This is a genomic window from Planococcus sp. ISL-110, assembly GCF_018613575.1.
Classification (GTDB): domain Bacteria; phylum Bacillota; class Bacilli; order Bacillales_A; family Planococcaceae; genus Planococcus.
On sequence record NZ_JAGGPX010000034.1, the window covers coordinates 38,033 to 58,538 of the forward strand.

Genomic DNA, 20,506 nt, shown 5'->3' on the forward strand with positions numbered 1-20,506 from the left:
AAAAAATCCCGGGGAGGCTATCAGTAGCTCCCCGGAATCCAAAAATCTATTTTATGACTCTGTACCGACAATTTCCTGCTTCGCTGCTTTTTCGCTTTGAGCAATCTTGATTTGGCGGTAACGCTGCATTCCTGTTCCAGCTGGAACAAGTTTACCGATGATGACATTCTCTTTCAATCCTAGAAGCTCATCACGTTTTCCTTTAATCGCTGCATCCGTTAAGACGCGAGTCGTTTCCTGGAATGATGCGGCTGATAGGAATGATTCTGTTTCAAGTGAAGCTTTCGTGATCCCTAAAATTACAGGACGGCTTGTCGCTGGCAAGTTGCCTTCTAGAACCGCTTTGACGTTGGCTTCAGTAAACTGGTGAATATCCAAAAGTGAACCTGGCAGCAATTCAGTATCGCCAGCTTCAATAACGCGAACTTTACGGAACATTTGACGAACCATAACTTCAACGTGCTTATCGCCGATTTCTACCCCTTGCATACGGTATACTTTTTGAACTTCTTTCAATAGGTATACTTGAACAGCTTGAACATCTTTTACTTGAAGCAATTGTTTCGGGTCGATTGAACCATCCGTCAATACTTCGCCACGGAAAATGGCATCATCAACTTGAACCTTGATGCGCGCATTGTATGGAGCTAAGTATTTACGAGTTTCAACGTCACCTTGAATTGTTACTTCTTTCTGACCTTCGCGAATTTCATCAATCTCAGTAACTGTACCTGTAATTTCTGAAATAACTGCCTGGCCTTTCGGATTACGCGATTCAAATATTTCCTGGATACGCGGAAGACCTTGTGTAATATCGTCTCCTGCAACCCCGCCTGTATGGAATGTACGCATCGTAAGCTGAGTTCCTGGTTCACCGATTGATTGAGCTGCAATAATACCTACTGCTTCTCCCACTTCAACTTCGTCGCCAGTTGCCAAGTTTGTGCCATAGCATTTCTTACAAATGCCGTGTTTCGTATTACATGTAAACGCAGAACGGATTGTTACTTCTTTGAGGCCCGCTTCGAGAATAAGACGGGTCAAATCTTGTGTGATCAATTCATCTTTCGCTACAATTATTTCTTTTGTTTCCGGATGGCGAATTGTTTTCTTAGCATGACGGCCAACGATACGCTCATCAAGCTCTTCAATCACTTCTGTACCTTCCATCAACGCACCTACCAACAGGCCTCGGTCAGTGCCACAGTCATTTTCGCGGACAATTGCATCTTGTGCAACGTCTACCAGACGACGTGTCAAATAACCAGAATCGGCTGTTTTAAGTGCTGTATCAGCAAGACCTTTACGAGCACCGTGAGTAGAGATGAAATATTCAAGTACGGTCAACCCTTCACGGAAGGATGATTTAATCGGAAGTTCGATGATGCGTCCAGCCGGGTTGGCCATCAATCCGCGCATACCAGCAAGCTGTGTAAAGTTGGATGCATTACCACGCGCTCCGGAATCACTCATCATAAAGATTGGATTCAAGTTATCAAGAGATGCCATCAGTTTGCTCTGAATGATATCTTTTGCATTGCTCCAATATGAAATGACGCGTGCATATCGCTCTTCTTCTGTAATCAATCCGCGACGGAATTGTTTCATTACTTTATCTACGTTTTCTTGTGCATCGACCAGAATTTCTCCCTTGTCCGGAAGAACTACGATATCCGCCACACCAACAGTGATGCCGGCTTGTGTCGAATACTTGAATCCAAGACTCTTCATACGGTCAAGCATTTTAGAAGTTTCCGTAATGTGGAAACGTTTGAATACTTCCGCGATGATTTCCCCAAGAATTTTCTTCTTGAACGGTGTCACAAGTTCCGCTTCCTCAATATGCTTACGAATATCAGTCGTTGTAGCGACGAAATATTTCGCTGGTGTTTCCACCTGCAGATTGTAATCAGTCGGTTCATTGATGTACGGGAATGACTTCGGCAGAATTTCATTGAAAATGATTTTACCGACAGTTGTCAATAAAAGCATTTTGTTTTGTTCTTCTGTGAACGTCGGGTTGTTGACGGCTCCACCTTGGATTGCAATACGCGTATGCAGATGTACGTGGCCTGTTTGATAAGCGATCATTACTTCTTCAGGTCCTGAGAAAGTAGCGCCTTCTCCTGTAGCACCTTTGCGCTCAAGCGTTAAGTAATAGTTTCCTAGTACCATATCCTGAGATGGTGTTACAACAGGTTTTCCGTCTTTTGGATTCAAAATGTTTTGAGCTGCAAGCATCAACAGTCTTGCTTCTGCCTGTGCTTCGGATGATAAAGGTACGTGAACAGCCATTTGGTCACCGTCGAAATCGGCATTGTATGCAGTACATACAAGCGGATGAAGACGGATTGCTTTACCTTCAACTAATGTCGGCTCAAATGCCTGGATACCCAGTCTGTGAAGAGTCGGTGCTCGGTTCAATAGAACCGGGTGCTCCTTGATGACATCTTCCAATACATCCCAGACTTCAGAATGAAGACGTTCGATTTTGCGTTTTGCACTCTTGATATTATGGGCCAATCCACGTTCAACCAATTCTTTCATAACGAATGGCTTGAACAATTCGATTGCCATTCCTTTCGGCAAACCACATTGATACATTTTCAGGTTAGGTCCAACAACGATAACGGAACGGCCTGAGTAATCAACTCGTTTACCAAGAAGGTTCTGACGGAAACGCCCTTGTTTCCCTTTCAGCATATGAGAAAGAGATTTCAATGGACGGTTACCAGGTCCTGTGACCGGACGACCGCGACGGCCGTTATCGATCAACGCATCAACAGCTTCTTGAAGCATACGTTTTTCGTTCTGTACGATAATGCTCGGTGCGCCAAGGTCCAAAAGACGTTTCAAACGGTTATTCCGGTTGATTACGCGGCGATAAAGGTCATTTAAATCAGAAGTCGCAAAGCGGCCGCCGTCTAATTGAACCATCGGGCGAAGTTCAGGTGGAATAACAGGAAGAACATCAAGGATCATCCAATCAGGATTGTTTCCTGAATTACGGAATGACTCAACCACTTCAAGGCGTTTGATCGCACGGGTGCGGCGTTGGCCTTGAGCTGTTTTTAATTCTTCTTTTAAAGAATCCGTTTCGCGCTCAAGGTCGATTTCCTGCAATAGACGTTTGATTGCTTCAGCTCCCATGGCAGCTTGGAATTTCTTTCCAAATTTATCACGGTAAGCACGGTATTCTTTTTCAGAAAGAAGCTGTTTCTTTTCAAGCGGTGTATCCGCAGGATCGATTACTACATAAGAAGCAAAATAAATAACTTCTTCAAGTGAACGTGGAGACATATCCAGGATAAGTCCCATGCGGCTAGGAATTCCTTTGAAATACCAGATGTGCGAAACAGGAGCTGCTAATTCAATATGCCCCATGCGTTCACGGCGAACTTTAGATCGTGTGACTTCAACGCCACAGCGATCGCAGACAACACCTTTGTAACGGACACGTTTGTATTTACCGCAATGGCATTCCCAGTCTTTTGTAGGACCGAAAATACGTTCACAGAACAAACCATCTTTTTCAGGTTTCAGTGTACGGTAATTGATTGTTTCTGGCTTTTTGACTTCTCCATAAGACCATGAGCGAATTTTATCGGGTGACGCTAATCCGATCTTCATATACTCAAAATTATTAACATCTATCAAGGAGCCTACCTCCCTTTTGTCTCGAGTTTCTGTACGGCTCTTCCTCGGTAATGGCTAAGTGAATAAATGGAGAACGACCGGTTAAAGCCGTTCGAATCCAGTGGGTATTAATCAATTGTTCCAACCGGTGCTTCTGTATCTGCAATCGGGAGGATGTTCAATGAATCCGCTGGCTGAAGATCTTCCTCTTCATCCAAATCGCGCAACTCAATTTCTTCATCATCAATCGTCAACATCTTAACGTCCATACCTAAACTCTGAAGCTCTTTGATCAAAACTTTAAATGATTCCGGCACACTTGGTTCCGGTACACTTTCACCTTTGACGATTGCTTCATAGGTTTTCACGCGGCCTACGACATCATCCGACTTCACCGTTAGGATTTCTTGTAATGTATGAGCAGCACCATACGCTTCAAGTGCCCATACTTCCATCTCACCAAAACGCTGTCCGCCGAATTGCGCTTTACCACCCAATGGCTGTTGTGTAACCAATGAGTAAGGCCCCGTTGAACGGGCGTGCAATTTATCATCGACCATGTGGGCAAGTTTAATCATGTACATGATTCCTACAGACACACGGTTATCGAATGCTTCACCAGAACGGCCATCATAAAGAATTGTTTTGCCATCGCGCGGCATACCTGATTCTTCCATTGTTTCCAGTACATCTTCTTCATTCGCTCCATCAAATACAGACGAAGCCATATGAATTCCAAGTGAACGGGAAGCCATTCCAAGGTGCAACTCAAGCACCTGACCGATATTCATACGGGATGGTACACCAAGTGGGTTCAACATGATGTCGACCGGAGTACCGTCTGGCATGAATGGCATATCTTCTTCAGGCAGAATCCTTGAAATAACACCTTTGTTTCCGTGGCGTCCAGCCATTTTATCGCCAACAGAGATTTTACGTTTTTGAACGATATATGCACGAACCAGCTGGTTAACACCCGGTGGCAGTTCGTCTCCATCTTCACGATTGAAGATCTTAACATCCAGTACAATACCGCCGGCACCGTGAGGCACCCGCAATGAAGTATCACGCACTTCACGTGCTTTTTCACCAAAAATGGCATGAAGAAGACGTTCTTCAGCAGTCAATTCAGTAACCCCTTTAGGTGTTACTTTACCAACTAGAATATCTCCATCTTTCACTTCAGCACCAACACGGATAATTCCTCGGTCATCCAAGTTACGCAATGCGTCTTCCCCAATGTTTGGGATGTCACGCGTAATTTCTTCTGGCCCGAGTTTTGTATCACGTGAATCGGATTCATACTCTTCGATATGAACAGATGTGTAAACATCGTCTTTCACTAAGCGCTCACTCATGATGATCGCATCTTCGTAGTTAAACCCATCCCAAGTCATGAAGGCAACCAGTACGTTTCTTCCTAATGCCATCTCTCCACGTTCCATTGAAGGTCCATCAGCCAGGATGTCACGTCTCGAAACACGGTCTCCAACTTTGACGATTGGGCGCTGATTATAACTTGTTCCTTGGTTGGAACGAACGAATTTTTGCAATTTGTATGTGTCAAGGTCGCCTCTGACTTCATTGCCTTCCACGACTTCAATGCGGCGGACAGAAATTTCTTTAGCTTCCACAACTTCTACAATACCATCATTTTTTGATACTACAGCTGCACCGGAATCACGTGCTGCCAAGTGTTCCATCCCAGTTCCTACAAAAGGAGCTTCCGGGTTTAGTAATGGAACTGCTTGACGTTGCATGTTCGCTCCCATTAATGCTCGGTTGGAGTCATCGTTTTCAAGGAACGGAATACATGCTGTAGCTACAGAAACGACTTGTTTTGGAGAAACGTCCATGTAGTCTATGCTACCGCGTTTGTAGACGGTGTTCTCACCGCGGAAACGTGCAACAATGCCTTCTTCAACAAATGAACCATCGTCATTCAGCTTTGAATTGGCCTGAGCCACTACATAATTATCCTCTTCATCAGCAGTCAAATAATCAATATTTTCCGTGACAATGCCGGATTCAGCATCTACGCGGCGATAAGGAGTTTCAATAAAACCAAACTTATTCACTTTCGCAAATGTTGAAAGCGTGTTGATCAGTCCAATGTTTGGACCCTCAGGCGTTTCAATCGGACACATACGGCCATAATGGGAATAGTGAACGTCACGCACTTCAAAGCCTGCGCGTTCACGTGTTAAACCACCGGGCCCAAGCGCCGATAGACGGCGTTTGTGCGTCAATTCAGCTAATGGATTGGTTTGATCCATAAACTGGGAAAGCTGAGAGCTGCCGAAGAACTCTTTAATCGATGCAATAACCGGACGGATATTGATCAATTGCTGAGGAACGATTGCCTGTGTATCATTAATGGACATCCGTTCACGAACAACGCGCTCCATACGGGATAAACCGATACGGAATTGGTTTTGTAGCAATTCACCTACTGAACGTAGACGACGGTTACCAAGATGATCAATATCATCCGTGTTTCCAACACCATAAAGAAGGTTAAAGAAGTAACTAATAGAAGAAATAATATCAGCCGGTGTTACATGTTTGATTTTATCTTCTATATAAGCGTTGCTGATGACAGTAATCTCTTTTTGATCCTCATTGTTTGGCGCGTAGATTTTGATCGACTGCAAGGTAACTTCACCTTCCAGGACACCACCCACTTGGGAAACGGTATGGAAACCAACTCCATTTTCCAAGTTTGGAATCAAGCGATCAAGTACACGGCGATCAATTAATGTGCCGGCTTCAACTAGAATCTCACCTGTTTCAGGATCCGCCAGGGTTTCAGCGATAGTCTGATTGAAAAGACGGTTTTTAATGTGTAGCTTTTTGTTCATTTTGTAACGGCCGACATTTGCCAGGTCATAGCGCTTTGGATCGAAGAAGCGTGAATACAATAAGCTCTTCGCGCTTTCAACTGTTGGCGGCTCACCAGGGCGCAAGCGTTCATAGATTTCAAGAAGCGCTTTTTCTGTGCTCTCTGTGTTATCTTTTTCAAGCGTGTTTTGAAGGAATTCGTTATCTCCAAGCAAATCGATGATTTCCTGGTCAGACCCGAAACCAAGAGCTCTCAAAAGAACCGTTACCGGCAATTTACGTGTGCGATCAATTCTAACGTACACGACATCTTTCGCATCTGTTTCATATTCCAGCCATGCTCCACGGTTTGGAATAACAGTGGCTCCGAAGCCTTTTTTACCATTTTTATCTGTCTTATCATGAAAATAAACACTTGGCGAACGAACCAATTGGGAAACGATGACGCGTTCTGCGCCATTGATGACGAAAGTGCCCGTTTCTGTCATTAATGGGAAATCTCCCATGAAGACATCCTGTTCTTTCACTTCATCTGTTTCTTTGTTGTGCAGACGTACTTTAACACGCAAAGGTGCTGCATAAGTAACGTCACGCTCTTTCGATTCATCGACTGGATACTTCGGTTCCGCGAGACTGTAATCAACAAACTCGAGTGATAGATTTCCTGTGAAATCTTCAATCGGTGAGATGTCCCGGAACATTTCACGAAGCCCTTCTTCGAGGAACCATTCGTAAGATGATGATTGAATTTCAATCAAGTTCGGAAGATCCAGCACTTCACTGATTCTCGAAAAACTTCTGCGTTGACGATGTTGACCGTACTGAACTAGTTGACCTACCAACTTATTCACCCCTCAATAAAACGATTATAGGTCTTTGCGATTTCTACAAAATAGTGTATGATATCGAAAAGACAAAAAGAAAACGAGACTAAAATCAGCTCATTTTCGGTTTACACGTGATTAGCTCTGTCGCCATGCCAAGCCCAAAAAAGGGCAAACGACCTCAAAATAATAAATTTTGCATTTCATTATAATAACACAGCCGTTTTGTCAAGTCAAACTTTTTTGGCCTCAAAAATAAAGTAACCTTTCTTCTTGTCGACTATTCTGACTTCTCCGAAAAGCTCTTCTAGTTTCGCTTGTGTAGAAGGAGCGCCCTGCTTTTTCTGTATAACCACCCACAACGATCCGCCATCCACCAACTTTTCAGCAGCTTCTTCATAAAAACGAAAAATGGTTTCTTTACCTGCCCTAATCGGCGGGTTTGTTAAAATCGCAGAGAAATCAACAGCTTCAACAGCGCCCAAGCCGTCACTTTCGTAAATCTGGACATTGGAGATACTGTTCTTTTCAACGTTTATTTTTGCCAGTTCGATGGCCCGTGTGTTGACATCCACCATATGCACATGTTTATGAGGAAGTACTTTGGCAACCACCATTCCGATGGGTCCGTACCCGCAGCCAACATCCAGCACCGGACCAACTATCTCAGCTTCTTCGAATGTCTCGATCAACAAACGCGAACCAAAATCGACTTCACTTTTGCTGAAAACACCCGTGTCGGTCTGGAAACGGAATTTTTCCCCGCGCAATACGTCTGTCCACTCTCGGGGATTACTTTTTGTTTGAGGATTTTCGGAATAATAATGTTGAGACATATAAAGTCCTCCTTGCGTTCACCTTATTACGGGCAGCTGCCCGCTATACAAATGAATTTAAAAAGAAGAAAAGCCCGTCGGTATACACTGACGAGCTTTCCTTTCATTTTTATAGATTCATGAAATTACTTAACTTCTACTGATGCGCCAACTTCTTCAAGTTTACCTTTGACTTCTTCAGCTTCTTCTTTAGTAACGCCTTCTTTGATTGCTTTAGGAGCTTCGTCTACAAGAGCTTTCGCTTCTTTAAGACCAAGACCAGTTACTTCACGTACTGCTTTGATTACTTTGATTTTTGAATCGCCAGCAGAATTAAGAACTACGTCGAATTCCGTTTGTTCTTCTTCAGCAGCAGCACCGCCAGCAGCAGCAGCGACTGGAGCAGCAGCAGTTACGCCGAACTCTTCTTCGATTGCTTTTACTAGGTCGTTAAGTTGAAGAACTGTCATTTCTTTGATTGCGTCTAAGATTTGTTCTTGTGTCATTATAGTTTCCTCCTATTGATAGGTAATATTTTTTGTCGTGCTTAGCCGGCTAACTTATTAAGCGCCTTGTTCTTCTTTTTGATCTGCAACTGCTTTCGTCGTAGCTGCAAAGTTGCGGATTGGAGCTTGTAGTACGCTGAGTAGCATAGATAGCAAACCATCGCGTGATGGAAGTTCTGCCAATGCTTTCATATCTTCAGCAGATGCGATTGCACCTTCGATGATACCCGCTTTAATTTCAAGCGCGTCGTTTGTTTTAGCGAAAGTATTGATGATTCTCGCTGGCGCTACTACATCTTCGTTAGAAAATGCAATTGCGTTTGGTCCTGTAAAGTGTTCGTTGATCGCTTCAAGTCCGTGCATTTCTGTCGCACGGCGAGTCATTGAGTTTTTGTAAACTTTAAACTCAACGCCTGCTTCACGAAGCTGTTTACGAAGTTCTGTTAATTGTGCAACGTTCAATCCACGGTAATCAACAACTACAACCGAAGCTGCAGCGTTGAATTTATCAGCGATTGTTTGCACGACAACTTTTTTCGTTTCAACTGCTTTGCTCATTTTGGCACCTCCTATAGATTTTTCATTTATACCGTCCATAAGAAAAGCCTCTGGTCCATTACAGACACAGAGGCATAAAATCAGCATCAAAAAGATGTTATCTGAATTCATCATGTCCTCGGCAGGGATAAATTAAGCGGCTTGCGCCCCTGCTGTCTGCGGTACAAATGGGTATTTCACAACTCCGCTAGTATAGCAGAGCAAAAATACGATGTCAATATCTTATTTAGCAACCACTTTTGATGGATCTACTTTAACAGCAGGCCCCATTGTAGTAGTGACGTTCAACGATTTGATGTAAGTACCTTTAGCAGAAGATGGCTTCGCTTTTTGTACTACATCATAGATTGCTTCCAAGTTTTCAGCAAGTTTGCTGTCATCAAAAGAAACTTTCCCAATTGGCGCATGGATGATACCCGTTTTATCTGCACGATATTCCACTTTACCAGCCTTGATTTCCTGAACAGCTTTTGTTACATCAAATGTAACTGTGCCTGTTTTAGGGTTTGGCATTAAGCCTTTAGGTCCCAAAACGCGCCCAAGTTTACCAACTTCACCCATCATGTCAGGAGTTGCAACGATCACGTCGAAGTCAAACCATCCTTGTTGGATTTTTTCGATATATTCAGCGTCGCCTACGAAATCTGCGCCAGCTGCTTCAGCTTCTTTCAGTTTTTCGCCTTTAGCGAAAACCAATACGCTTTGAGTTTTACCAGTTCCGTTCGGAAGTACTACTGCCCCACGGATTTGCTGGTCGTTCTTACGCGTGTCAATTCCTAGACGGAAAGCCACTTCTACTGTAGCGTCAAAGTTCACTGTGCTTGCTTTTTTCGCAAGTTCGATTGCTTCTTTAGCTTCGTATAGTTTTGAACGGTCGATCAATTTTGCTGCATCTTGCAGCTTTTTGCCTGTTTTAGCCATTTTAAATGTCCTCCTTGTTGTGGTATAACGGAATGAACCTCCCACGATTAAAGGCTGCGCGGCTCATGATGAACTGCGCAACCCATCCAAAAACAACTACTAGAATTAGTCTTCGATTGTAATGCCCATACTGCGAGCAGTACCTTCAACCATCAACATTGCAGCTTCTACTGAAGCAGCATTTAGATCTGGCATTTTAGTTTCTGCAATTTCGCGAACTTTGTCGCGTTTCACAGTCGCTACTTTATTGCGGTTCGGTTCGCCTGAACCTGATTCAATACCGGCTGCTACTTTTAATAGAACAGCTGCGGGTGGAGTTTTAGTAATGAATGTAAATGAACGATCTTCAAATACTGAAATCTCAACTGGAATGATCAGTCCTGCTTGATCTGCCGTACGCGCGTTGAACTCTTTACAGAAGCCCATGATGTTAACACCTGCTTGACCCAATGCTGGACCAACTGGTGGCGCTGGATTAGCTTTTGCTGCAGGTATCTGCAATTTTACAACTTTTACAACTTTTTTAGCCACGAAACACACCTCCTTAAGTCCGTGATGTGGTAATAGGGTTTCCCCTCCCACTCAATATCTGTCTGTCAACGATGTTGATAGAATTAGCTAAATTGTACAGATTGTCCTATGACAGTCTGACCTATGAAATAATACCATTAATAATTCAGAATAGCAAGGGGGGTTTATACTTTTTGAACCTGCTCGAAATCCAGTTCCATTTTGGTTTCGCGGCCGAAGATATCAATCGACACTTTAACTTTGCCTTTTGTATCATCAATTTCTTCCACTTTCCCTTGGAAGTTGGCGAATGGCCCTTCCATCACTTCAACTGTATCGGCAACTGCAAAGTCGATATCCATCTTGCGTTCTGTCATTCCCATTTGTTTCAGGATGAAATCAACTTCTTCATCTAGTAAAGGCGTCGGTTTTGCTCCCCCGCCCGATGAACCGATAAATCCTGTAACACCTGGTGTATTTCGGACTACATACCAAGACTCATCTGTCATGATCAACTCAACTAGGACATATCCCGGGAATGTTTTGCGCATGACTGTGCGCTTCTTGCCATCTTTAAAATCCGTTTCTTCTTCTTCTGGAATGATGACGCGGAAGATAAGATCTTCCATACCCATTGTTTCAACACGCTTTTCCAGGTTTGCCTTCACTTTATTCTCATATCCGGAATACGTGTGGACTACATACCAATTTTTCTCCATAATCGTGCGGACTGAACGTCCATCCCTCCTTTTTTACCAAATGAAAAAACCCGTTCTCATAGAATGACGGGCTATTTTTTATGCGTTATTCTTGTCGAATGACTTATAGTGCTAAGAACCAACGGAATAATTCCGAGATGCCTGCATCGACTACTGAGAAGAAGAGAGCCATGAAAATACAAGTAGAAAGAACAACGATTGTATACCGTGTTAATTCTTTTCGTTTCGGCCAGCTAACTTTCCGCATTTCCGAAACGACATTTTTAAAGAAACCGCCAATGTTACCCATTGTTTAAAAAACCTCCGAATTTCAAAATCACTCTATATCGTCCGGCATTCAGTTAAAATTCATATCGTTTGTTTATGCACGGTATGCCCATTGCAATGAGCACAGAATTTTTTGAGTTCCAAACGTGTGCTGGATTCCGCTTTTTCAGGAACCGTATAATTGCGTGATGCACATTTCGAGCAGCTTAAAACAATTTTTTTAGCCATGTTATCACCTTATTCAAGTTTACAGCTTTTTCAAGGTTATCACCTTAAAACAGACCTGTCAACCGCGCATCAGGAGCTCGGCATCTCATTGATCTGCAAGTGGCGTTCCAGTTTTCGCTTGACCCGCTGCAACGCGTTATCAATCGATTTCACATGGCGCTCAAGCTTTTCTGAAATTTCCTGATAGGATTGGCCGTCTAAATAGAGGGCCAGCACCTCACGCTCAAGTTCACTTAATACTTCGCCCATCTTCTCTTCCATGTACTGAAATTCTTCATTATGGATGATCAGGTCCTCCGGATCGTCTGCTCCATTTCCGGTCAGTACATCCATTAAGGTCCGGTCAGACTCTTCATCGTAAATCGGCTTGTCAAGAGATACATATGAATTCAATGGTATATGCTTTTGGCGTGTAGCCGTTTTAATGGCTGTGATAATTTGCCGTATAATGCATAATTCTGCAAATGCCCGGAAAGAAGACAATTTATCACTGCGGAAATCACGGATCGCCTTGTATAAGCCAATCATTCCTTCTTGAATGATATCTTCCTTATCGGCACCGATCAGAAAATACGACCGGGCTTTCATTCGAACAAAAGGCCTGAACTTTGTAATCAAAAAATCCAATGCTTCCGTGTTGCCACTGTGGACTAAACTGACAAGTTCCTCATCTGTCAGGTCGGTGAATCGTTGGGGCTGAACTTGCTCATGATTTTCCACGGGTGATCCCTCCGATTGCGTGAGCCTCGATATGTTCAGTATACAGGAAGAAAAAAATGAGCGTCAACCGTTCATTTCAAGCCTCTTCGCCATTTTTCGAAAATTTCCGCTACTTCGCCGGACAGCGGTATTTTTGAAATCCCGCGCTGCTCTTGGATTTCTTTTACTTTTTTAGTGATGTTCTCCTGTATTTCAATCATTTCAACTTCCAGTTCGCGCGCCGAAATTCGCAAAGCTCCTTTGCCGAAAATAACCCATTGCTCCGTTAAATCCGAAGTAGCTACATAAACCTGGTCGCGGCGATTGTTTAAAATAGCCACCAGTTTTTCAATACGTTCATCTGCCGTTTCGCTTTCTTTTGTGAAAATGACTTCAACATCGTGGTGCAGATTCTTGGCTTCGATACCCGGAACAAGATGGGCATCAAATACAATGATGACACGCCACCCCTTATAACTCCGGTATTCAGCCATCCGCTCTATAAGACGGTCCCTGGCATTTGCCAACTTATCTTTTTTCAATCCCTGCAGTTCCACCCAGTCACCAATGATATTGTATCCATCAACCAGCAGAATATTCATGTCATTAAACCATTGGATGGCGCTTTCTGTAAACTTCGTACATCAATAGGCTCGCTGCCACTGAAGCATTTAGAGAAGTGACATGGCCGACCATCGGCAATTGATACAGAAAATCACATTTGTCACGCAAAATCCGGCTCATTCCTTTGCCTTCGCTGCCGATGATGACAGCCAGCGGCAGCGCGGCATCCATTCTGCGATAATCGACCGACTCTTTGGCATCTGTACCAGCAATCCAAAGACCACGTTTTTTCAACTCGTCCACGGTCTGCGACAAATTATTGATGCGCACGACGGGTACGTGCTCAATCGCACCTGTCGAAGCCTTTGCCACCACACCAGTCAGACCAACAGCACGGCGCTTTGGAATAATCAAACCATGAACACCGATTGCGTCGGCCGTTCGCATGATCGAGCCCAGATTGTGCGGATCTTCCAACTCATCTAAGATCAGGAAAAAAGGATCTTCATTTTTTGCTGCGGCCGCCTCAAACAAATCATCCAGGTTTGCGTAATTATAGGCGGCTACTGCCGCTGCGATGCCTTGGTGATTGGTATCCGTCAGCCCGTCAATTTTCTTTTTTGGTACCGACTGAACAATGACGCCTTTGTCTTTTGCCAGTTGCAGCAATTCGGTGATGCCTTTTTTCTGGACGCCTTCTGCAATCCAGATTTTATTGATGTCCCGGTCTGCACGCAGCGCTTCCAGTACAGGGTTCTTGCCTCCGATTATCTCCGGTGCCAACTCTTCTTCAGTCATTTCAATACGCCTCCCAGCTCTTCAACAATCTCAATCGCATAGGAAATGATTTCGTCCACACGCGCTTGTTCTTCTTTTAAATATAGCCAGCCCAACACCGCTTCAAAGGCGGTACTAAAATTATAGGTCTGTACATCAGTATTTTTTGGAACAGATCCGGACTTGGCGTTGCGTCCCCGTCTCATAATCGCCAATTCTGCTTCTGTCAGAAAATTTTCTTCTGTCAGCCGTTTCAGAACCATCGCCTGCGCTTTCGCAGAAACAAAAGTAGTTGACTGGCGGTGGAGGATGTTCGGTTTGGCGCGGCCTGAACGCAATAAATGCTCGCGGATGGACTGCTCGTAAACGGCATCCCCCATATAGGCAAGAGCCAATGCGTTCAGTTGGTCTACATCATTTTTTCGTAAAACGTTCAATATATTACCCTCGCTTCCAGCGTGTACCTTGTGCCGTATCTTCTAAGATGATATTTTTCTCTTTGAATAAATCACGAATTTCATCAGCACGTGCAAAATCGCGGTTTTTGCGAGCTTCAATACGCTCCGCCATCAAAGCTTCGACTTCATCGTCCAGCAGCTCTTCTTGCTGGCTGAATGGCACGCCTAAAACACCAGCTAATTCATCGAACACGGCAATAAAAGTCTCCAACACCGTTGTCGCAGTTTGTTTTTCCAATAAATACATATTGGACAGACGCGATAAGTCAAACAAGCTTGAAATCGCATTCGCTGTATTGAAGTCATCATCCATTGTTTCAATAAATGCTGTTTTAATGACTTCGATTTTATTGATCCAAATATCGGAATGATCGCCCAGATCTGCTGAAGTCCCTAAACGGTGCTTCAAGTTGCCATAAGCCGTACGCAAGCGCTCCAGTCCGGCGACGGCATCTTCCACCAATTGCTGCGAATAGTTAATCGGGTGGCGATAATGGACAGACAGCATGAAGAAACGCAGCACCTGCGGGTCCATTTCCTTCAATATGTCGTGCACCAGCACAAAGTTATTCAGAGACTTCGACATTTTTTCGTTATCGATATTAATATACCCATTATGCATCCAATAACGCGCAAAAGGTTTGCCAGTTAATGCTTCGGATTGGGCAATTTCGTTTTCGTGATGTGGGAAAGTCAAGTCCTGTCCACCTGCGTGGATATCAATGGTATCGCCCAAATGCTCGCGTGCCATAACTGAGCATTCAATATGCCAGCCCGGACGCCCTTTGCCCCATGGGCTATCCCACGAAATTTCTTTCGGCTTCGCTGTTTTCCACAAAACGAAATCCAGCTCATCTTCTTTCTTATAGCCAGTTTCAATGCGTGCTCCAATTTTCAATTCATCAACCGACTGATGAGACAGCTTGCCGTAGCCTTCAAATTTACGGGTTCGGTAATAGACATCTCCTTGAGATTCATAGGCATAGCCTTTTTCAATCAACGCTACGATAAACTCGATGATTTGTGCCATATGATCTGTAACGCGTGGATGGACATCCGCTTCTGCGCAGCCCAGCGCTTTCGTATCTTCAAAATAAGCAGCGATAAAACGCTCTGCAATTTCCGGAACTTCCTGGCCCAGTTCATTGGCCGCTTTGATTAATTTATCGTCGACATCCGTAAAGTTCGATACATACTTCACATCATAACCCCGGTATTCCAAGTGGCGGCGCACTGTATCGTAGACGATCACAGGGCGCGCGTTGCCGATGTGGATGTAATTATAGACGGTCGGTCCGCAGACGTACATTTTCACTTTTCCTTCTTCTAAAGGAATAAATGCTTCTTTTTGCCGTGACAATGAATTAAAAATCTGGATACTCATAAACGTTGCCCTTCTTCCTGCCTGGCTTTTTTTAATTCGTCAATTTCATTTTGCAATCTGGCAATCTTCATTTCCATGCCATCGCATTTATCCATAACGGGATCCGGCATATTCTGATGATTTAAATCCGGTTTTACCTTCACGCCATTTTGAATAACCACTTTCCCTGGAATTCCGACTACCGTTGAATTCATCGGTACGTTCTTCAAGACAACCGATCCCGCTCCAACTTTGGAGTTGGCTCCGATCACGATAGAACCTAAAACTTTAGCGCCAGTCGCAACCAAAACATTATCTTCCAATGTTGGATGGCGTTTTCCCCGTTCTTTCCCGGTGCCACCCAATGTTACACCTTGATACAACGTGACGTTGTCGCCAATTTCACAGGTCTCCCCAATAACAACACCCATTCCATGGTCAATAAAGAAGCGGCGGCCAATGACAGCCCCTGGATGAATTTCGATTCCCGTAAAAAAGCGGCTGATCTGTGAAATGACCCGGGCAATGAAAAATAATTTGTTCTTAAAAAAGAAATGTGCCAAACGATGTGCCCAGATGGCATGCAGACCGGAATAGGTTAAGATTACTTCTAAATAATTACGTGCTGCCGGATCCTGTTCGAAAATGACATCAACATCATCTTTCAATAATTTAAACATCTCTCTCGCTCCCTTTCTGCTCCAAAATAAAAAGCGCCCCTGTCATGTAAATGACAGAGACGCATAGTTGCGCGGTTCCACTCTGATTAAAAGGACAATATACTTCCTTTTCTCTCGAAGGCCCGTAACGCAGGCAAGACGTCTGGTCTACTTGATTCGACTCAGCACTCGGAGAGGCATTTCGATGCAACAGCGGCCCGGATCCCTTTCAGCCGGTGGGGACCTTCTCTAAAGAGCGTGCTGCATGTACTTCTTCCCGTCAACGTTTTTATTAATGGTAAATTCATTCTACACCGTTAGCGCAATAAGTCAATGTTACGCACTCGCATACTTGGAAACGCGGGCAATGGCTTTGTCTTTCCCTAATAAAGAAATAGAGTCCGGCAATTCAGGTCCGTGCATTTGTCCGGTAATGACTACACGGATTGGCATGAACAGATTTTTGCCTTTATGGCCCGTTGATTTCTGGACTGCTTTGATTGCTGCTTTGATTTCAGCCGGCTCAAAGTTCTCTAAGGCAGCCAACTGTTCTTTAAATGCCGTCATCACTTCTGGAACTTGCTCAGCAGCCAAAATCTCTTTCTCAGCTTCTCCATAAGTCAAATCCTCAGTGAAGAACTGCTCGGAAAGTTCGGTGATTTCTGCACCATAGCTCATTTGATCGTGATACAAAGCAACCAGCTTATTTGCCCATTCCGCTTGATCAGGCGTCATTTCTTCTGGCAATCTGCCTGCTTTTTGCAGATGGGGAAGAGACAGCTTCACCACTTCTTCAAGCGGCAATTGCTTGATATACTGGTTGTTCATCCACATTAATTTCTGCTTATCAAACATCGATGGCGATTTAGACAGGCGCTCGACATCGAAAATGCGGATAAATTCTTCTTTCGAGAAGATTTCTTCTTCACCTTCCGGAGACCAGCCCAGAAGCGCAAAGAAATTAAACAAAGCTTCCGGAATATAGCCCAGATCCTTGTACTGTGAAATAAACTGCAGAATCGACTCATCACGCTTCGATAATTTCTTTCGGTCTTCATTTATGATCAACGTCATATGGCCATAGCCTGGATATTCCCAGCCAAACGCATCGTAGATCATCATTTGTCTTGGTGTGTTTGATAGATGTTCTTCCCCCCGGAACACGTGAGAAATCTTCATCAAATGATCATCGATGACAACAGCAAAATTATAAGTCGGGATGCCATTGGTCTTGACCATTACCCAATCGCCGACATCTTTTGATTCGAATGAAATCGGACCGCGCACTAAATCATTGAACTCATAAGTAACGCCAGCAGGAACTTTCGCACGAATGGTGAACGGTTTGTCTGCAGCTTCTTTTTCAGCGACTTCTTCAACCGTTAAATTGCGGCAAGTGCCACTGTACTGAGGAGCTGCGATACCGGATGCCTTTTGGGCATCACGTTCTGTTTCCAGATCTTCAGCTGTACAAAAACATTTATAGGCCATTCCTTTTTCAAGCATTTTCTCAGAGTGCTCTTTATAGGTGTCCAAACGCTCCATTTGACGGTAAGGACCGTAATCTCCGCCGATATCCACCGATTCGTCGTGCTCGATGCCCAGCCATTTCAAATTATCCAACTGGGACATGACGCCAGTCTCAATATTACGGGCCGTGTCTGTATCTTCAATGCGAACGATGAATTTCCCGTTATTGTGGCGAGCATATAAATAATTGAATAATGCTGTACGGGCGCCGCCAATGTGCAGATGGCCTGTCGGGCTTGGCGCATAACGTACGCGTACTTCTTGTGTCATTTAATTTCCTCCTAAATTTTCGTATATCCTTCTTTTATTCTATCACTCTGGGACATCGAGCGAAACCGGACGCTTGTTCAGTAAAATCACCGCTAATGCAGCAATTCCCTCTTCACGCCCCGTAAATCCAAGGTGCTCGGAAGTCGTCGCCTTGACGTTGACCTGTGAAATATCAGCTTCCAGTAAGCCCGCGATCGATTCGCGCATTTGTTCAATATAAGGTGCCAATTTCGGCTTCTGGGCAATGACCGTGCAATCAACATTGCCGAGCTCATAACCTTGTTCTTTGACATATTTCCAAATATGCGTCAGTAATTTCCGGGAATCGGCATCCTTGAATTCAGGATCTGTATCCGGAAAATGTTTGCCAATGTCCCCTCCGCCAATCGCACCAAGCGCAGCGTCCGTAATGGTATGCAATAGAACATCCGCGTCTGAGTGACCAAGCAGTCCTCTATCGTGCTCAATTTCAACGCCGCCCAATATGAAAGGTCTTCCTTCTGCCAACTGGTGTACATCATAACCTTGTCCAATTCGAATCATTTCTGTTCCTCCTGTAGTCGACTCTCCAGGATAGCTCTCCCGTAGATCAAGTCATCCGGCGTCGTCATTTTGATATTTTCATATGTACTTTCAACAATAGCCACGGGATAATTCAAGCGCTCAACGAGCATCGCTTCGTCTGTCCCCATAAAACCATCATTGTGGGCTGTTCGCGCTGCCTTCAAGATCAATGAATATCGGAAAGCCTGGGGCGTCTGGATCATCCACAAATGACTGCGGTCCACCGTTTCTGAAATGACACCATTTTCCGCTTTTTTGATGGTGTCTTTGACCGGTACACCGGCAATAGCTGCCCCTGATGCCTGCGCGGTTTCCACCAATCGCTCAATAACTTCCTTGTCAATAAAAGGCCGTGCCGCATCGTGAACCAAAACAATGCCACAAGGTGGAATCGCTTCAAGGCAGGCCCTGACACTATCCTGTCTTTCGGTTCCCCCTGCAGCGTAACCCTGTACTTTTGTAATATTATAGCGTATTACATATTCTTCGATCAGTTCCCGCTCTTGCTCTTTTACCGCCAACCAAATCGCATCGCAATTTGGATCCCGTTGAAAAACCTCCAGCGTATAAAGGAATATCGGTTTGCCGGAAAGCTCGAGCAACAATTTGTTTTTATCTGCTTTCATTCGTTTCCCGCTGCCAGCAGCAGGCAAGACGACTGTATAGTTCATTGGATAACATCCTTTATCAATTTGTTGCCGTTTGTTTGCCTTCGCGCGGCTTCGCAAAAATCATCCGCCCTGCAGAAGTCTGCAAAACACTAGTGACTGTGACATTGATCGCCTGGCCAATAAACCCTTTGCCATCTTCAATAACAATCATTGTTCCATCATCCAAATAAGCCACACCTTGATTTTGCTCTTTGCCGTCTTTGATGACCACTACATGCATGTCTTCTCCTGGAATCACGACAGGTTTTACAGCGTTTGCCAAGTCATTGATATTCAATACAGGAACATTATGAAGTTCACATACTTTATTAAGATTAAAATCATTGGTCACGACTTGGCCACCCATTTTTTTCGCAGCGCGCATCAATTTCAAATCGACTTCGCTGACTTCATCAAAATTTTCCTCAGTAATCATAATGGCATCCACACGTTCACTTTGTAGCCTTTTCAAAATATCCAAACCGCGCCTGCCGCGCGTCCGTTTCAAGGTATCCGAAGAATCGGCAATATGCTGAAGCTCAGACAAGACAAATTGTGGCACCACAAAAGTGCCTTCCATGAAACCTGTTGCCGAGATATCAGCAATCCGGCCATCGATAATGACACTGGTATCAAGCAGTTTATAAGAAGCTTTTTCAACCGGCTCTTCCAATTCCAGTTTCTTCACCGGTGTGAATTTAGCCGGTGTCAGCATGGTCAACATCTCTTCACGCTTTTGGAAGCCCACCTGGAAGCCTAAATAGCCAAGCACCACAGACAGCACTAGCGGTGCCACTGTCGCCACCAACGGAATATCGACGGTACTTAATGCAAAGCCGATCAAAAACGCCACTACAAGGCCGATGATCATGCCCACGGTTCCGAACAATAGATCGGGTGTTGGTGCGTGAAGCAGTTTCTCTTCCATCCACTTCATAAAATTGATGAGCGAATCTACAAACAACAAAGATAACAGGAAAAAGACAAGAGCACCAACAATTGCTGCTACGTAAGGGTTACTGATCCATGGATTGTCGAGAAGGGGAATAAGTTCAAATGCAGATGGTAATAATAAAATTCCGACTGTCGCACCAATAAGCAAAAACATAATTTGTATAATAGGCCTTAACACACGCTCCACCTCCTT

General features: G+C 44.3%; 20 protein-coding genes and 2 other annotated features. All 20 genes read right to left on the reverse strand.

Annotated features, from left to right (window positions below):
- Positions 1 to 51: 51 nt before the first annotated feature.
- Positions 52 to 3,657: a DNA-directed RNA polymerase subunit beta' gene (gene rpoC / locus J7I83_RS16545; protein ID WP_215102528.1), complete on the reverse strand. Its 3,606-nt coding sequence runs from the start codon at positions 3,655 to 3,657 to the stop codon at positions 52 to 54.
- A 107-nt stretch (positions 3,658 to 3,764) separates the two neighbouring features.
- Positions 3,765 to 7,319: a DNA-directed RNA polymerase subunit beta gene (rpoB, locus tag J7I83_RS16550; protein WP_215102530.1), complete on the reverse strand. Its 3,555-nt coding sequence runs from the start codon at positions 7,317 to 7,319 to the stop codon at positions 3,765 to 3,767.
- 215 nt (positions 7,320 to 7,534) lie between these two features.
- Complete coding sequence (locus tag J7I83_RS16555; RefSeq protein ID WP_215102532.1) at positions 7,535 to 8,137, reverse strand: class I SAM-dependent methyltransferase; 603 nt, start codon at positions 8,135 to 8,137, stop codon at positions 7,535 to 7,537.
- 125 nt (positions 8,138 to 8,262) lie between these two features.
- A complete protein-coding gene (gene rplL, locus J7I83_RS16560; protein ID WP_215102534.1) occupies positions 8,263 to 8,622 on the reverse strand; it encodes a 50S ribosomal protein L7/L12 in 360 nt (119 codons plus the stop codon).
- 57 nt (positions 8,623 to 8,679) lie between these two features.
- The gene (gene rplJ, locus J7I83_RS16565) at positions 8,680 to 9,180 is read right to left on the reverse strand and encodes a 50S ribosomal protein L10 (RefSeq protein WP_215102536.1); all 501 of its coding nucleotides are present in this window, start codon (positions 9,178 to 9,180) and stop codon (positions 8,680 to 8,682) included.
- A 31-nt stretch (positions 9,181 to 9,211) separates the two neighbouring features.
- Positions 9,212 to 9,360: a sequence feature (ribosomal protein L10 leader region), on the reverse strand.
- Between the two features lie 42 nt (positions 9,361 to 9,402).
- Complete coding sequence (gene rplA / locus J7I83_RS16570) at positions 9,403 to 10,101, reverse strand: 50S ribosomal protein L1 (RefSeq protein WP_215102538.1); 699 nt, start codon at positions 10,099 to 10,101, stop codon at positions 9,403 to 9,405.
- A 105-nt stretch (positions 10,102 to 10,206) separates the two neighbouring features.
- Positions 10,207 to 10,632 (reverse strand): 50S ribosomal protein L11, encoded by a 426-nt coding sequence (rplK, locus tag J7I83_RS16575; RefSeq protein ID WP_006828906.1) that lies wholly within the window; start codon positions 10,630 to 10,632, stop codon positions 10,207 to 10,209.
- A gap of 164 nt (positions 10,633 to 10,796) precedes the next feature.
- Complete coding sequence (gene nusG / locus J7I83_RS16580) at positions 10,797 to 11,330, reverse strand: transcription termination/antitermination protein NusG (protein WP_215102540.1); 534 nt, start codon at positions 11,328 to 11,330, stop codon at positions 10,797 to 10,799.
- Between the two features lie 103 nt (positions 11,331 to 11,433).
- Complete coding sequence (gene secE, locus J7I83_RS16585; RefSeq protein WP_215102542.1) at positions 11,434 to 11,619, reverse strand: preprotein translocase subunit SecE; 186 nt, start codon at positions 11,617 to 11,619, stop codon at positions 11,434 to 11,436.
- A 59-nt stretch (positions 11,620 to 11,678) separates the two neighbouring features.
- On the reverse strand, positions 11,679 to 11,825 hold the full coding sequence (gene rpmG / locus J7I83_RS16590) for a 50S ribosomal protein L33 (protein WP_215102544.1): 147 nt from the start codon (positions 11,823 to 11,825) through the stop codon (positions 11,679 to 11,681).
- 69 nt (positions 11,826 to 11,894) lie between these two features.
- The gene (gene sigH / locus J7I83_RS16595; protein WP_215102546.1) at positions 11,895 to 12,545 is read right to left on the reverse strand and encodes an RNA polymerase sporulation sigma factor SigH; all 651 of its coding nucleotides are present in this window, start codon (positions 12,543 to 12,545) and stop codon (positions 11,895 to 11,897) included.
- 71 nt (positions 12,546 to 12,616) lie between these two features.
- Positions 12,617 to 13,126, reverse strand: a complete 510-nt coding sequence (locus J7I83_RS16600; RefSeq protein ID WP_215102548.1) for an NYN domain-containing protein — start codon at positions 13,124 to 13,126, stop codon at positions 12,617 to 12,619.
- Positions 13,127 to 13,130: 4 nt separating this feature from the next.
- Positions 13,131 to 13,886 (reverse strand): 23S rRNA (guanosine(2251)-2'-O)-methyltransferase RlmB, encoded by a 756-nt coding sequence (gene rlmB / locus J7I83_RS16605; RefSeq protein WP_215102550.1) that lies wholly within the window; start codon positions 13,884 to 13,886, stop codon positions 13,131 to 13,133.
- Positions 13,883 to 14,302 carry a Mini-ribonuclease 3 gene (locus J7I83_RS16610; RefSeq protein WP_285228713.1) on the reverse strand — a complete coding sequence of 140 codons (420 nt, stop codon included), beginning with the start codon at positions 14,300 to 14,302 and terminating at the stop codon, positions 13,883 to 13,885. The genes rlmB and J7I83_RS16610 overlap by 4 nt, the downstream gene beginning before the upstream one ends.
- A gap of 4 nt (positions 14,303 to 14,306) precedes the next feature.
- A complete protein-coding gene (gene cysS, locus J7I83_RS16615; protein WP_215102552.1) occupies positions 14,307 to 15,707 on the reverse strand; it encodes a cysteine--tRNA ligase in 1,401 nt (466 codons plus the stop codon).
- The gene (epsC, locus tag J7I83_RS16620; RefSeq protein WP_215102554.1) at positions 15,704 to 16,366 is read right to left on the reverse strand and encodes a serine O-acetyltransferase EpsC; all 663 of its coding nucleotides are present in this window, start codon (positions 16,364 to 16,366) and stop codon (positions 15,704 to 15,706) included. Before epsC ends, cysS begins: the two co-directional genes overlap by 4 nt.
- 52 nt (positions 16,367 to 16,418) lie before the next feature.
- Positions 16,419 to 16,638, reverse strand: a binding site (T-box leader).
- Between the two features lie 43 nt (positions 16,639 to 16,681).
- The gene (gene gltX / locus J7I83_RS16625) at positions 16,682 to 18,145 is read right to left on the reverse strand and encodes a glutamate--tRNA ligase (RefSeq protein WP_215102556.1); all 1,464 of its coding nucleotides are present in this window, start codon (positions 18,143 to 18,145) and stop codon (positions 16,682 to 16,684) included.
- A gap of 42 nt (positions 18,146 to 18,187) precedes the next feature.
- A complete protein-coding gene (ispF, locus tag J7I83_RS16630; protein ID WP_215102558.1) occupies positions 18,188 to 18,688 on the reverse strand; it encodes a 2-C-methyl-D-erythritol 2,4-cyclodiphosphate synthase in 501 nt (166 codons plus the stop codon).
- On the reverse strand, positions 18,685 to 19,380 hold the full coding sequence (gene ispD, locus J7I83_RS16635; protein WP_215102561.1) for a 2-C-methyl-D-erythritol 4-phosphate cytidylyltransferase: 696 nt from the start codon (positions 19,378 to 19,380) through the stop codon (positions 18,685 to 18,687). The genes ispF and ispD overlap by 4 nt, the downstream gene beginning before the upstream one ends.
- Positions 19,381 to 19,396: 16 nt before the next feature.
- Positions 19,397 to 20,491, reverse strand: coding sequence for a PIN/TRAM domain-containing protein (locus tag J7I83_RS16640; RefSeq protein ID WP_215102563.1), 1,095 nt, complete (start codon positions 20,489 to 20,491; stop codon positions 19,397 to 19,399).
- Positions 20,492 to 20,506 lie beyond the last annotated feature (15 nt).

Bases quoted from the DNA above. Each gene is read 5' to 3' on its own strand.
- J7I83_RS16555 (WP_215102532.1), bottom strand. From the start codon at position 8,137: ATGTCTCAACATTATTATTCCGAAAATCCTCAAACAAAAAGTAATCCC.
- rplL (WP_215102534.1), bottom strand. From the start codon at position 8,622: ATGACACAAGAACAAATCTTAGACGCAATCAAAGAAATGACAGTTCTT.
- rplJ (WP_215102536.1), bottom strand. From the start codon at position 9,180: ATGAGCAAAGCAGTTGAAACGAAAAAAGTTGTCGTGCAAACAATCGCT.
- rplA (WP_215102538.1), bottom strand. From the start codon at position 10,101: ATGGCTAAAACAGGCAAAAAGCTGCAAGATGCAGCAAAATTGATCGAC.
- nusG (WP_215102540.1), bottom strand. From the start codon at position 11,330: ATGGAGAAAAATTGGTATGTAGTCCACACGTATTCCGGATATGAGAAT.
- secE (WP_215102542.1), bottom strand. From the start codon at position 11,619: ATGGGTAACATTGGCGGTTTCTTTAAAAATGTCGTTTCGGAAATGCGG.
- rpmG (WP_215102544.1), bottom strand. From the start codon at position 11,825: ATGGCTAAAAAAATTGTTTTAAGCTGCTCGAAATGTGCATCACGCAAT.
- J7I83_RS16600 (WP_215102548.1), bottom strand. From the start codon at position 13,126: ATGAATATTCTGCTGGTTGATGGATACAATATCATTGGTGACTGGGTG.
- rlmB (WP_215102550.1), bottom strand. From the start codon at position 13,886: ATGACTGAAGAAGAGTTGGCACCGGAGATAATCGGAGGCAAGAACCCT.
- cysS (WP_215102552.1), bottom strand. From the start codon at position 15,707: ATGAGTATCCAGATTTTTAATTCATTGTCACGGCAAAAAGAAGCATTT.
- epsC (WP_215102554.1), bottom strand. From the start codon at position 16,366: ATGTTTAAATTATTGAAAGATGATGTTGATGTCATTTTCGAACAGGAT.
- gltX (WP_215102556.1), bottom strand. From the start codon at position 18,145: ATGACACAAGAAGTACGCGTACGTTATGCGCCAAGCCCGACAGGCCAT.
- ispF (WP_215102558.1), bottom strand. From the start codon at position 18,688: ATGATTCGAATTGGACAAGGTTATGATGTACACCAGTTGGCAGAAGGA.
- ispD (WP_215102561.1), bottom strand. From the start codon at position 19,380: ATGAACTATACAGTCGTCTTGCCTGCTGCTGGCAGCGGGAAACGAATG.